This window comes from Verrucomicrobiota bacterium, from assembly GCA_039192515.1.
In the GTDB taxonomy this organism is placed as follows: Bacteria; Verrucomicrobiota; Verrucomicrobiia; order Methylacidiphilales; family JBCCWR01; genus JBCCWR01.
The window spans coordinates 1-12,887 of sequence record JBCCXA010000019.1 but is presented as its reverse complement, the minus strand read 5'-3'; the positions used below and the strand labels follow the sequence as shown (position 1 = coordinate 12,887).

The window sequence follows — 12,887 nt, the reverse complement described above, 5'->3', positions numbered from 1 at the left end:
AATTAATTTTTATTCAATGATCTTGGTCACACGTCCTGCACCCACGGTGCGTCCACCCTCACGGATCGCGAAACGCATTTGCTCTTCCATAGCGATTGGTGTGATCAGCTCTACTGTAAATTCAACATTGTCACCAGGCATGACCATCTCAACACCTTCCTTCAACGTGACTGCTCCTGTTACGTCAGTTGTTCTAAAATAAAACTGAGGGCGATAATTTGCAAAGAATGGAGTATGGCGTCCGCCTTCTTCTTTAGAGAGAACATAAACGGCTGCCTCAAACTTGGTGTGAGGTGTAATTGTCCCAGGTTTTGCTAGAACTTGGCCACGCTCGATATCCTCTTTTTTTACACCACGTAAAAGTATTCCTACGTTATCACCTGCTTCAGCAGAATCTAAAATCTTACGAAACATCTCAATATCTGTTACAACAGTCTTTTGAGTATCGCGAATTCCTACGATCTCAACCTCATCGTTACGATTTAAAATACCTCGCTCAACACGACCAGTGGCCACTGTTCCGCGTCCAGCTATGTTGAATACATCCTCTATTGGCATGAGGAAAGTTTTATCTTTCGGGCGCTCAGGAATCGGAATGTACTCATCGACAGCATCCATGAGATCAGTGATACATTTAGCAGCGTCACTAGATGGATCACCGGACTCCAACGCCTTAAGAGCTGAACCTTTCACAATAGGTATAGTGTCACCAGGAAACTCATACTTACTTAGCAATTCACGAACTTCCAATTCGACTAAATCTAGAAGCTCTTCATCATCTACCATGTCAACCTTGTTTAAAAACACAACCAAAGCCGGAACACCCACCTGGCGCGCTAGAAGAATGTGCTCTCGGGTCTGGGGCATAGGCCCATCTGCTGCACTGCAGACCAAGATCCCTCCATCCATTTGCGCAGCGCCAGTGATCATGTTTTTGACGTAATCGGCATGGCCAGGGCAATCAACATGAGCATAGTGACGTTTCTCAGTTTGATACTCTACATGCGCAGTGTTAATAGTAATACCGCGCTCTCTTTCCTCAGGTGCATTATCGATTTGATCGTATGCGCGGGCTTCGGCATCACCCTTTTTCGCAAGAATTGTTGTAATTGCTGCGGTCAATGTCGTTTTACCATGGTCTACATGTCCAATGGTTCCGATATTTACGTGTGGTTTATCTCTTTGAAATGATTCTTTGGCCATTTTGCTACTCCTTGAACCTCAACTAATAAGTATCAATCTGTTTTCTATCTTTAATTTATTTTAAGTTTTTTATGTTTCAACTTATCGGTTCCGACCGCTAAGCTTTTAAGGAACAGCCCCCGAGCGGGATTGAACCGCCGACCTCGTCCTTACCAAGGACGCGCTCTGCCACTGAGCTACAGGGGCGAGCCGTTGTCCCTTGTCCGCCAAGGCAGACAAAGCTGTTTCCAGTAAACTTTTCCCCCTCATTTCTTATGTGTCACGAGCAATTTGCCATAATTAAACTAGGCATACCTCAACCTTAAGAAGTTTAGGGGAAGGAAATTTCTAGGCTTTTTAGGCATAGGTGTCAATGGGTTTTTTGAAAAAAATTACTTTCTTCAAAAAACCCTAAAGAATACGCCCATTTACAGCACGAATAAATTTGTCACGTACCATCCAAAAGCTGCAAACGCTGCCACTACAGCAAGAACCAGAGGCATAGGCAGTGAGGCCTTTTTAGCCCCTGGCTTAGCGAAAGGAGCCAGATTGCTAAAGTTGGCAGGTCGCACCGAATTTCTTCCCCCGACCGCGCCTATAGAAGCATTTTGCATCGCATCTGGCATTGGCGGAGCGCTTAAAACGTTTTCTGACTCATACCGCAAAATAACATTACCAAACATAACAATATCATTATTTCGCAAAATAGACTCAGAAATACGCTCATCATTGACCCTTGTCCCATTGGTGGAATTAAAATCGACTATTTTATAATCGCCACCTTCCAGGCGTAATTCTCCATGGTGGCTAGAAATACTAGGGTCTGGTATGTGAACAATGTTATCCGGAACTCTACCAATCGTCATTTTGGGATCTGTCAGCTCGTAAGCTTGGCCAGCAAAGTCAGGGCTCTCGACAATCAAACGCGGCATAGCAATTAACTTATCTGTTCTATTTGCATTTATCAATCACTTTAGCAAACTGCTGAAAAAAGTAATCTGCATCATGAGGACCAGGAGATGCTTCGGGATGATATTGGACAGAAAAAACGGGGAGTTCTTTATGGCGTAACCCCTCGCAAGTTCCATCGTTTAAATTAACATGCGTCACCTTGGCACCGACTGCTTCAATTGATTCTGCATCGACCGCAAAACCGTGATTTTGAGAGGTAATTGCAACGCGATTCGTTTCCAAATCCTTTACTGGTTGATTGCCACCTCGGTGTCCAAATTTTAGCTTCTTGGTTCTGCCTCCAAAAGCATGAGCCAAAATCTGGTTCCCCATACAAATACCGAATATAGGCTTCTTACCAACTAGCTCTTTGACTGCCTGATGTGCATAAGGTAAGGCAGAAGGATCTCCTGGACCATTAGATAAAAAAAGCCCATCTGGATCCATCTTCATCACCTGCTCAGCGGATGTCGAGGCCGGGACTACTGTCACAGCAAAACCATTCTGTCTCAACCTTCTCAGTATGTTATACTTAATGCCAAAATCATATGCGACTATCCGATGCTTCACTGGAGGAAGTTTTTCTCTTTGTTTTAGCACTTTGAGACGATAATTATCTACCCAGGCCTCACTATCCTCATCCATCCATTCATAAGGTTCCTTGCAAGTCACCTCTTTGACGTAATCAATGCCCTCAAGGCCGTGCCAATCCTTTGCCATCCGGACAGCCTCTTGCTCATCCATACCTGCTGTACTAAGGACGCCCTTCATAGCTCCTACCTCCCGTAACTTCTTAGTTAAAGCTCTAGTGTCAACGCCTTTAAGGGCTGGAATATTGTTACGCTGTAAATAAGAGGTCAGCGTCTCGCGACTGCGCCAATTGCTAGCGACAGGAGACAATTCACGAATGACAAAACCACTTACATGAGGGCGCTCTGATTCGACATCCTCTTGGTTAACACCATAATTTCCAATTTCTGGATAAGTAAGAGTCAAGATTTGTCCTTTGTAAGAAGGGTCTGTCAACATCTCTTGATAACCTGTCATAGATGTGTTGAAACAAATCTCTGCAGCCACAGTCATTTCCACGCTAAATGATTCCCCTTTAAAAATTGATCCGTCTTCTAAAGCTAAAAATCCTGACATACCCGCTTAACCTATGCGCTTTGTCAGTCTTGTAAAGGCACTTATCTAATGGGCTGTCCACACGATTCTATGGGGCTTAGTAGCAAATGAACCTTAATGGCATTATGGGTCAGAATTTTTTTGACCTGACGCGCAACTCCATTTAACCCGAATGATGTTATAGAAGTTCAACCAGCTGGCTAAAAGCTTAAGCCACAAGCAAAAGAGAGTCGACGAAGATTTATTACATCATGTCTTATAAGCATCGCTTTTATAAGAAAGCAAAGGGCAACTATCAAGCGTGCAGAATGCCAATCCTAATAAGTTAGCGACATGGGGCTCAATAGGTGATACTTCGAGAAGACTTAATGCCTCTTAGAGCCTAATAGCTTCGGCAGACCTAGAAGTCTCTATGGAATCATTCGGGTTTAAAGTATAAGAGGGAAATGAGATATTGAGTACCATCCTACCTAGTCGTAAATCCACCGTTCACAAATAATATTTGACCTGTAATCCATTGACTTTCAGGTGAACAGAAGAACTCTATTGTAAGGACAATATCTTGAATTTTGCCTAGACGATTTGCCACGCTAGCAGAGCTTAGATATGCAACAGAAACAGAGTCTGCGTTTTCTTCACCATGGAAAAACTCTGTATCTACTCAGCCAGGAGCAACAACATTAACTGTAACACCTCATTCGCCAACCTCCTTCGCTAAGGGCGCGTGAGAAGTCCTCTAGAAGAGCCTTCAAACCCGCGTAAACTCCATAGTAACCTGTAAATGCTCTGAGAAGCTAGGTGCCCGGTGAAATAATTCGTCCATTTTCCTGAATGCAACGAGCAGCCTCTCTCATGACTAAAAATGCCCCCTTAGGGTTGTTGTTAAAAGACTTGTCAAAATCTTCTTCTGTATAATCTACAAAGGACTTTTTGATAACCATACCCAAGCAATTAATCACAATATCAATTTTACCAAAAATATCTTTAACGAGGGGGTAGCTAGAGATATCTCATGATACAATATGGGATTTTGATCCAACACTCTGAACTAAACGTGCAGTCTCCTCAACATCTTGAGCTGAACTCTCCTTCCAATGATGAATTACAACTGAGGCACTTTGCTTTGCTAGGGCATGAACAAAACCGCGCCCCATGTTTCTTGCAGAACCCAATATGACAACAACTTTATCCTGTAATTTTTATCTAGCACAATTTCCTTTCTCATGAATTAGTTTTACAAGACCATATTATCTTGAATCTTTAATTTGGATTCTAATAATAATTTTCTTTTATTAATGCTTGAAATGAAATAATGAATTCTTTACACGAAAGATTTTCCTTTTCCCATTTAAGGCGTTTACGGCTCTCTCTAAAAACCTTCATTATCGCATAACGGCTGAAGAGCTCCGGATCATCCAACCGGCATTAAGCCGTAGAATCAAGGAGCTGGAGGAAATTCTCGGTTTTCTGTTATTCGAACGCAGCATCTAGCAAGGCAGGACTCATGCGAATTCGCATAGTAGGAATGCCAGTATTTAACTTTATTCACGAGCCATTGATTAAATTCAAAAGGGCATATCCAGATTATGAACTAGCTTTAAAAGAAGATTCTTCCTCAGGAATCCGGCAAAAAATTCTTTCCGGATCCCTAGAATGCGGTTTCTTTCTAGATTCACTTAAACACCAAAATATTTCCTCCTCGAAAATTGCTCGAGACAAACTAGGTTTTGCCATTTCTAAAGATAACCCCCTTAGTAAAAAAACAAGACTGAAACTCTCACATCTAAAAGATCAAAAAGTTATTCTTTTCCCAAAAAATCGAAACCCTCAACTCTATCAGAATATATTCGGTGGACTCGAGGGAGTGCCTGACTCGAACTTGCTAGTAGCCATTATGATGGCGACCACAGACTTAGGTATTGCTGTGATTGCTAGCAACATGCGATCTCTATGCCCGAAATCTGTCAAATTTATTCCTCACTCCGGTCCATCTATTGGTATAAACATCATAATAGGATGGCTAAAAGGTAAGACAAACCCGCTCGAGCCATTTCTTTGAACCATATAGCTCGAATAATAGATTCGTTAGCAAAAACTTACAATTTCCCTAAAAGTCAATGCTTGTCTTACCTTTACTAAAAAGATATGCTCTTTTCACCAGTGATGGTGGAGTGGCGGCTGGCGAACCCCGCCAGGGCTGAAAGGCAGCAACGGTACCCTGACCTCCACTGCCGCCATCCTGGCCTACTTACTGATTTGTAACTGAATAGCAACTATTATAGGTTCAACAAAGTTATTAGGTTTTTCTCCGAATCAGTAATATGAAATTTTTAATGGTCGATATATCAGTCTACTAGTCATGTCCTTGAAACCAACCGCTTGCGCATTCATTTGCCTACTCTTCTGCCCTTACTCATATTCACAGGCCACTACTCTTGAACCCACCATCCACTGGCGCATGGAAGAGAATGGTAATGACACCATGAAAAATCACGATTTACTACAGCTTGAAAACATCACTTTTTCTGATGATCGTGTAGAAGGTAGTCACTCGATGCAGTTTGACTCTTCCAGATCAAGCAAATCCATCATCACCAATAGAAGAAGAAAAAGGCAAACTTCTTTCATAAACGAATCGCATTATCAAAGAACCTATTCCTTGTGGTTCAAAACAAAAGAAAGCTCGGCGTCCAGACCAATCAAACAATTTATTTTAAATATCGGATCGGGCAATGGATCGGCCATCTACCTTCAAGACTCTCAACTCGTGGGTACATTTACCCGTTTTAATAATAATCCTAGAGCGTGGTTTTATTTTTCGCTTAAAACGGACTTTCCTTTTGGAAAATGGAATCATGTTGTTTTGCGCTTTGACAACGGCGAGGGTGCACTTTTCCTTAATGGAATCATTGCTGCTAAAGATCAATTTCTTGATCACAACCTCATTCGGTCAGATATCGTAGGCTCCGCTCTTGGCGCTCCTCATGACTGGTATTTCGACGTTGATAGTGGGCTTGATGTGACAACGTTCACCCCTGAAAATCATTTCGATGGGTTAATTGATGATGTAAAAATTTTCTCTACAGCTTTATCAGATAAAGATATTCAAAACCTCTTTCTCCGTAAAAATACCACCGCAGTCGAACCTAGTACCGAATTAGTCAAAGCTAATACGGTGAAGCAACCCACGAAAAACAAAAGCTCTAGCCAACCTACAATGTCTAATACGAGTAAAACCAACCCCTCTTTAAATCAAGCTGTAGAGCCTTCACAAAGTCAACTTACGAATGATAAAAGCCTAGGTAAGCATTATGCCATTCTGATGGCATTCTTTTTGATCTCAGTAGGCGTAGTCGTTGTTGGCATCGGAATATTTTATTTCTTCAAGAAGTAGTCAATTCATATGGTTTTCAGAGTATATGACTAGAATCTTCTCTTAGCCCAATGATGCTTGGGTCATTCTAATATCAGAGAACCAATCCGACGCAAAAATCTGTGAACACTTGAATCCCCCCCCACTTAGGACGGGTTACAACCAAAATGTATCAAAAGATGATACCTCTAGCAGACTCTAGGTTTCTTGGGACCAAGATCTTGTGCAGATCTTTAAGACTCTATTGCACCATTCAGCTCAAAATTTAATTCAATATGCTAGAGCAAGCAGCTCTTTGAGCAACTTCGTGGAAAAGACTTTACCTTGCTTAGGGAAGTCCGTAGGAACATGAAAAACAAACTCACAGTGATGTGGGATAAAATTCTGCTGCGAAAACCTCTCTTACAGAAACCATCCATGATCAACTCAAAAACATCTGCACGACTGAGTGCTCCAGGCATTGCTCGTCCTCCAATTTCTGTGTCAATTGCATTGCTACTCTTTGTGCCTTATTTCCACTTAACCAAGAAACCCGTCTCTAAAACTCCATAATTAAATCACTTATGCCATGCTCAGTTTATAACTTGATGCACTAGCATTGTAACCCAGCCATTAAGATGTATATGCTATATTGCGGCTTTTTAAAAAGTATACTCGGCAGTTTTACTATGTTGAACTTTCCTATAAATCTTCTTGACGAATTGGTCATGCTAAGGCAAATTTCCAGATCCAATAATTATGGAAGCAGTATTAAAACAGAATATCATTAAAGATAATGGATTGCATGAAGGCGACACGGGGTCGGCGGATGTGCAAGTCGCGCTGCTGACTCATCGTATTAATCATCTAACAGAGCACCTTAAAGTCTCGAAAAAAGATCACAGCTCTCGCCGTGGTCTTATTAAAATGGTCAGCCGTCGTCGTAAGCTTCTTGATTACCTTATTCGTACCGACAGGCCTCGTTACGAAAGCCTTATCAAGAAACTAAAAATACGTAAGTAATATGTTATCATTCTAGCCCGAAAGGTGCGGCTTTTCTAATGAGTTCCAGAGAACAAATCAAAGCCACAGGTCTCATGAGTTTGATTTGTCCTCTGCCCTCTCTTTCGAAAATGTCGTTCTCACTGCTAAATCATAGCATCAAATCAAAACCAAATTATAATAAGAAAGCAGAGGAACACACATGTCTACAACCACACTCTCTACCGAACTAGATGGTAAAGAAATCACATTTGAAACAGGTAAAGTTGCCAAACTTGCTGATGGTGCAGTCACTATCCGGTCAGGCGAAACAATCATTTTAGTAACGGCAGTCTCGCAAACCAAAGTCAAGGAGGGACAAGACTTTTTCCCGTTAACTGTTGATTACCGAGAGAAGGCTGCGGCTGCGGGACAATTTCCCGGTGGCTATTTCAAGCGCGAGGGCCGTCCAAGCGAAAAGGAAATTTTAACAGCCAGAATGACAGACCGTCCACTTCGCCCCCTTTTTCCAAAGGGCTATCTCTATGATACTCAAATTATTAGTGTTTTGCTTTCAGCTGATGGTGAAAATGACCCCGACATTTTATCTATAAACGGAGCATCCGCAGCTCTCATGCTCTCGGACATTCCTTGGGCAGGACCAGTGGGAGCCGTTCGAATAGCACGATTAGATGGCAAATTTATTGCTAACCCCACTCATGTTGAGCAAGAAAACAGTGATCTAGATCTAGTCTATGTCGGTAACGAAACAGACGTGCTCATGATAGAGGGCTCTGGTTTGGAGATACCCGAAGCAGATTTCTGTGCAGCGCTCGATTACGCTCAAGAGCAAGTGACTAAACTAGTCGCCTTACAAAATGAGCTTGCTGAAAAAGCTGGAAAAACTAAACGTGAAGTACCCCTTATGCTGGTTCGTGAAGAATTGTTAGAAATTGCTTACGAAGTAGCCGGCGACCGAATTGAAAAAGCTATCTACACGCCCAGTAAGGTAGAACGTGGAAAAGCGGTTTCAACACTAAGAGATGAAGTAGAGGCTAAAATTTTAGAGAAATTTGAAGATGCTACTGAATTTGAAATCAATCAAGCATTTGATTACCTACAAAAGAAAGCTTTTCGGTTGAGTATATTGGATAAACAGCAACGCTGCGATGGAAGAACGACTGAAAAAATCCGCGATCTCAGTGGAGAAGTTGATCTCATTCCGCGCTCCCACGGCTCAGCGCTATTTGCCAGAGGAGAAACTCAGGCACTTTGCTTAGCTACCCTCGCACCTGTGGAAGAAGCTCAACAGCTTGATGGCTACACTGGCGGCGTGGACACCAAGCGTTTTATTTTACATTACAATTTCCCTCCATTCAGTGTGGGTGAAACAGGTCGCACCGGCGGACTTAACAGACGCGAAATTGGGCATGGAGCCCTAGCAGAACGCTCCATCGTTGCGGTTATTCCACCGGAAGAGGAATTTCCTTACGCTATTCGTGTCAGCTCTGAAATCATGGAGTCTAACGGATCTACTTCAATGGCTTCCGTATGCGGCGGAACTTTAGCACTTATGGATGCCGGCGTCCCTCTCACAAAACCAGTAGCAGGTATTTCTTGCGGGTTGGTAACCGAGTTCGATGAGCAAAACAAAATCAAGCGCTATACTTTGCTCGACGACATCATTGGAAGTGAAGACCACTTTGGCGATATGGACTTCAAGCTTTGCGGCACTAGAGATGGAGTAACCGGATTTCAGTTAGATCTAAAACTTCCCGGTATATCCCTAACATTATTTAAAGAAGCGGTAGATCGTGCAACCCGATCACGCTTAAAGGTTTTGGACTTCATGGATACTGTTATGGCATCCCCTCGTAACGAATTATCCAAGTATGCTCCACGCATTGAGACCTTAAAAATTAATCCTGATAAGATCGGCCTATTAATTGGACCCGGTGGTAAGACTATTAAAGGAATCGCCGCAGAAACAGGAGCAGAAATTAATATTGATGATGATGGGACTGTCAAAATTTATTGTACCAATCCTCAAGGTATGGAGCGTGCCAAGGAAATTGTCGATGGTATGTGCGGGGAAATCATCGTTGGCAAGATCTATCGTGGCCGCGTTGTTTCTATCAAGGACTTTGGTGCTTTTGTAGAAGTATTTCCTGGACGAGATGGTCTTGTGCATATTTCAGAATTATCTGACACACGCGTCAATAAAGTTGCGGACGTTGTAAAAGTTGGAGAGGAAGTCTGGATAAAATGCATTGGTATTGATGACAAAGGAAGAGTCAAACTTTCACGCAAGGCTGCAATGAAGGATATTGCTGAAAATGAAGAAAAAGAATCCGAGAAACAACCCGTTTCCCAGTAACCCAAAACCAAAGGAGATATTATGGCTATAACAGTTGGAACTAAAGCTCCCGACTTCACCCTAAAGTGCAAAACAAACGAAGGGATTCAAGACATCACGCTTAGTGATAACTTTGGCGAGAAGAATACTGTTTTGCTCTTCTTCCCATTAGCATTCACTAGTGTATGCACTCAAGAAATGTGCGATATCACTTCTGGAATTAAGCAATATGAGGAACTAAATGCTGAAGTTTATGCTATCAGTGTGGATAGTCCATTTGCTCAAGAAGTGTGGGCTCAAAAAGAGAAAATTGACATCAAAATTTTGAGTGACCTCAACAAGAAAACAGCCCAGGATTATGACGTATTACTGCCTGATCTCTTAGGTTTAGGATCCGTCAGTGCGCGCGCCGCTTTCGTCATTAATAAAGACGGTGAAGTTATTTACAGTGAGCAAACGCCTACACCGAAAGACTTGCCAAACTTTGCCGAGATTAAAAAAGCTCTCGGCGAGACTGTCACGGCTTAAAAGCTCTTTTTTTACTCTGAGATAAGCAAAGGCACTGTTTCCAGAGCCTTTGCTATTTCTTCATAGAGATTTTTCTTATGGGACGTCTGGTCTCGGATTGAAAAAATACTTCCAAGGCTGCCATACTCCTAATACTCATCTAAGGATGATAATTTACAAATTCTTTTCTCTTAGGCTCAAAAGGCGGTGACCCTTCCCACAAAGGTATAGGAATAAGCTCATAAACCGGCATTTGGACCCTAAAAGATAGATTAGAACTCTTACTGATGAGATCCCTCGCGAAATGAGTGGGTGTCTCTCTGAAAATAATCCCCCAAAAATATGAAAGGGATTGCATTATCCACTTTCTCTTTTTCCACATAAAGAACTACAACTCCTCGAACGCGCCCACCTAGAGCATTTTACATTTAGGTTTATACATAGTGACAATGGCTAAAGAAGTTTGTGCAATCTTGGGAAGTAAAAGAGTCAAAGGCGTCATTTACGGCCTCAACTAAATCATCCCAAGTTCTCTTAGCCGCATCTCTAAGAAGTGTTTTAAACTTTGCAAAAGCCATTTCGATAGGGTTGAGATCAGGACTCTAAGCTGGTGAGTAAAAAAGTTTGGCTCCTGCAGCTTCGATAGCTTCTCTGACCCCTTTGACCCTGTGAGCTGGCAAATTATCACAGATGACAATATCACCTTGCTCCAAAGTGGGGCAGAGTTGCTGCTCGATATAGCCTACGAACACCGCTCCGTCCATTGCCCCTTCAATGAGTAGTGGGGCGGTAAGCTTTTCATGTCTTAAGGCTGCTAGGAATGTTGAACTATTCCAATGCCCGTATGGAACATGGCTCTGACACCTTTGGCCTCGCAAGGACCGGCCATAGAGAGGTGTCATCTTGGTATTGACTCCTGTCTCATCAAGGAAAACAAGTCGTTGTGGATTCCAGCGGAGTTGATACCACATCCATTCTTGGCGTTTGGCTTGTATATCAGTGCGCCCACGCTCGCTGGCCCGAAACGTTTTTTTTAAAGCTATAGCCCATTTTCTTTAAGTGATAATGTAAGGTTCTAAGGGTCAGTTTGATCCCACAATGCTTTTCTAGCTTGTGGCTTAGTTGCTTGAGTGTGAGTTCAGGCTTGGCCTCAATCCATTTGATGACCTCGTCTTCAGCCCTCTTAGTTTACTTTTACCATAACCTCCTATTTGCTTACAATAGACCTGACCCTCTTTCTTATAGCGCTGCCAGTATCCAGACACCGTCATTCGGCAAACTCCAAAGGCTATTGATGCCTGTGTTTGACTCATGCCTGATTCTAGGGCTCTTATGATCTTCTCTCTTAAATCCTTACTATATGCTTTCATCCTTAAGCTTATAGTTCCATACCCTTATAATGTACAGAATGATAATAACTAAATGTAAAACGCTCTAGATGTCTTAGCCGAGCGCTTTAGATTGAGTCCTGAAGAAGTAGAAGATTTAAAAATGAAACTAGATCAGAACAAATACAAATTTAACAGTATCCAAGATGACCTAAGACAGATACTTAGCCAAGAAGAAGTAATAGTAGACAGCCATATCGAACTGCTTGCTGTTGCTCAATTAAATCAAATCCAGAGATTTCTAGGCCTAGCCAATGACCAAAAGGATATTGTATTTACGAGGCTATATGATCTAGGCAAGCTAACGCTTAAAGGCCCTGATTAAAATCCTGATGAACCGATCGGCCTATACCTCGAATCTTTCTGAGACCTGAGGCTTCCAGACCCCGATAATGAGAGGGAGCTTGTTCTTTCAGCGATAAAGAGCTAGGAATTTCAAGTAGTCTACTTGAAACCACCGTCAAAGGCTCCCAGTCGCTCTTGTCTTCCGGAGACTCATCAACCTAAAGACTTCATCCTCATGTCTCCTACATTTGGAAGAAAGCAGCCTTACGCATAAACCTTTTCCTGTGAAAGCTGCCTCTTGAGTAACTCAGTCCTCGGTAACCCCTGAGCCTCACATATCTCAGAAAGCCGTATAGACTCCTTCTTACTCATAGGGATGTAAAGTTTCTGCTTATTTATTGTGACCATCATGGTCATATCCTTGTCACCAGCCCTACTTACAAGCTCCTCTACAAAGGCAACATCTGCTTTTCTTATATTCATTTCTTCTCTCTTTATGGTTGATCAGCAAACCTTGGGATACTCTTTTACCCGAGTCACTTGGCATTTTAAAACCAAAGAAGATATATTCATGATCATGGCACCTTCTCCAATGATTCGCAAGATGCCACATCATGAAGTGAATTTGCCGATCGACAAGACTGGTTTTTACTTTTTTTAATAAATTAAATCAACATACGAGTATTTAAATTTTACTATATCGATAAAAATAGCGCAAAATGATCAGTGTCATTTTGGGTCTCAAAAACATCCTTTTTAG

Annotated in this window: 16 protein-coding genes, 1 tRNA gene and 1 other RNA gene; 9 read left to right on the top strand and 9 right to left on the bottom strand. The window is 42.2% G+C overall.

The window, feature by feature from the left end:
- Positions 1-9 precede the first annotated feature (9 nt).
- From tuf to AAGA18_09630, 6 genes are all read right to left on the bottom strand, one after another.
- Positions 10-1,203: an elongation factor Tu gene (tuf, locus tag AAGA18_09655; protein MEM9445604.1), complete on the bottom strand. Its 1,194-nt coding sequence runs from the start codon at positions 1,201-1,203 to the stop codon at positions 10-12.
- Between the two features lie 114 nt (positions 1,204-1,317).
- Positions 1,318-1,389 (bottom strand) — tRNA-Thr (locus tag AAGA18_09650).
- A 221-nt stretch (positions 1,390-1,610) separates the two neighbouring features.
- Positions 1,611-2,114: an FHA domain-containing protein gene (locus AAGA18_09645; protein MEM9445603.1), complete on the bottom strand. Its 504-nt coding sequence runs from the start codon at positions 2,112-2,114 to the stop codon at positions 1,611-1,613.
- Between the two features lie 19 nt (positions 2,115-2,133).
- Positions 2,134-3,279, bottom strand: coding sequence for a glutamine-hydrolyzing carbamoyl-phosphate synthase small subunit (carA, locus tag AAGA18_09640; protein ID MEM9445602.1), 1,146 nt, complete (start codon positions 3,277-3,279; stop codon positions 2,134-2,136).
- Between the two features lie 445 nt (positions 3,280-3,724).
- Positions 3,725-3,847 carry an SDR family oxidoreductase gene (locus AAGA18_09635; protein MEM9445601.1) on the bottom strand — a complete coding sequence of 41 codons (123 nt, stop codon included), beginning with the start codon at positions 3,845-3,847 and terminating at the stop codon, positions 3,725-3,727.
- A gap of 205 nt (positions 3,848-4,052) precedes the next feature.
- A complete protein-coding gene (locus AAGA18_09630; protein ID MEM9445600.1) occupies positions 4,053-4,199 on the bottom strand; it encodes a hypothetical protein in 147 nt (48 codons plus the stop codon).
- Between the two features lie 391 nt (positions 4,200-4,590).
- Between AAGA18_09630 and AAGA18_09625 the strand changes: the two genes are divergently transcribed.
- The 8 genes from AAGA18_09625 to AAGA18_09590 all read left to right on the top strand — a co-directional run bounded on the left by AAGA18_09625 (position 4,591) and on the right by AAGA18_09590 (position 10,475).
- Complete coding sequence (locus tag AAGA18_09625; protein MEM9445599.1) at positions 4,591-4,749, top strand: LysR family transcriptional regulator; 159 nt, start codon at positions 4,591-4,593, stop codon at positions 4,747-4,749.
- A gap of 13 nt (positions 4,750-4,762) precedes the next feature.
- Positions 4,763-5,317 (top strand): LysR family substrate-binding domain-containing protein, encoded by a 555-nt coding sequence (locus AAGA18_09620; protein MEM9445598.1) that lies wholly within the window; start codon positions 4,763-4,765, stop codon positions 5,315-5,317.
- A gap of 96 nt (positions 5,318-5,413) precedes the next feature.
- An RNA gene (ffs, locus tag AAGA18_09615) (signal recognition particle sRNA small type) lies at positions 5,414-5,506 on the top strand.
- Between the two features lie 111 nt (positions 5,507-5,617).
- Complete coding sequence (locus AAGA18_09610) at positions 5,618-6,652, top strand: LamG domain-containing protein (protein ID MEM9445597.1); 1,035 nt, start codon at positions 5,618-5,620, stop codon at positions 6,650-6,652.
- Between the two features lie 327 nt (positions 6,653-6,979).
- Complete coding sequence (locus tag AAGA18_09605) at positions 6,980-7,183, top strand: hypothetical protein (protein ID MEM9445596.1); 204 nt, start codon at positions 6,980-6,982, stop codon at positions 7,181-7,183.
- A gap of 186 nt (positions 7,184-7,369) precedes the next feature.
- A complete protein-coding gene (rpsO, locus tag AAGA18_09600) occupies positions 7,370-7,633 on the top strand; it encodes a 30S ribosomal protein S15 (protein ID MEM9445595.1) in 264 nt (87 codons plus the stop codon).
- Positions 7,634-7,814: 181 nt separating this feature from the next.
- The gene (locus tag AAGA18_09595; protein ID MEM9445594.1) at positions 7,815-9,968 is read left to right on the top strand and encodes a polyribonucleotide nucleotidyltransferase; all 2,154 of its coding nucleotides are present in this window, start codon (positions 7,815-7,817) and stop codon (positions 9,966-9,968) included.
- 21 nt (positions 9,969-9,989) lie between these two features.
- A complete protein-coding gene (locus AAGA18_09590; GenBank protein ID MEM9445593.1) occupies positions 9,990-10,475 on the top strand; it encodes a redoxin domain-containing protein in 486 nt (161 codons plus the stop codon).
- Positions 10,476-11,056: 581 nt separating this feature from the next.
- Here the strand turns inward: AAGA18_09590 and AAGA18_09585 are convergent.
- Both AAGA18_09585 and AAGA18_09580 read right to left on the bottom strand, forming a co-directional pair.
- Positions 11,057-11,425: a transposase gene (locus AAGA18_09585; protein ID MEM9445592.1), complete on the bottom strand. Its 369-nt coding sequence runs from the start codon at positions 11,423-11,425 to the stop codon at positions 11,057-11,059.
- Positions 11,426-11,572: 147 nt separating this feature from the next.
- Positions 11,573-11,824, bottom strand: a complete 252-nt coding sequence (locus AAGA18_09580; protein MEM9445591.1) for a helix-turn-helix domain-containing protein — start codon at positions 11,822-11,824, stop codon at positions 11,573-11,575.
- 121 nt (positions 11,825-11,945) lie between these two features.
- Between AAGA18_09580 and AAGA18_09575 the strand changes: the two genes are divergently transcribed.
- On the top strand, positions 11,946-12,167 hold the full coding sequence (locus AAGA18_09575; GenBank protein ID MEM9445590.1) for a hypothetical protein: 222 nt from the start codon (positions 11,946-11,948) through the stop codon (positions 12,165-12,167).
- A gap of 224 nt (positions 12,168-12,391) precedes the next feature.
- On the opposite strand, the gene AAGA18_09570 is transcribed toward AAGA18_09575, so the two are convergent.
- On the bottom strand, positions 12,392-12,610 hold the full coding sequence (locus AAGA18_09570) for a hypothetical protein (GenBank protein ID MEM9445589.1): 219 nt from the start codon (positions 12,608-12,610) through the stop codon (positions 12,392-12,394).
- Between the last annotated feature and the right edge of the window lie 277 nt (positions 12,611-12,887).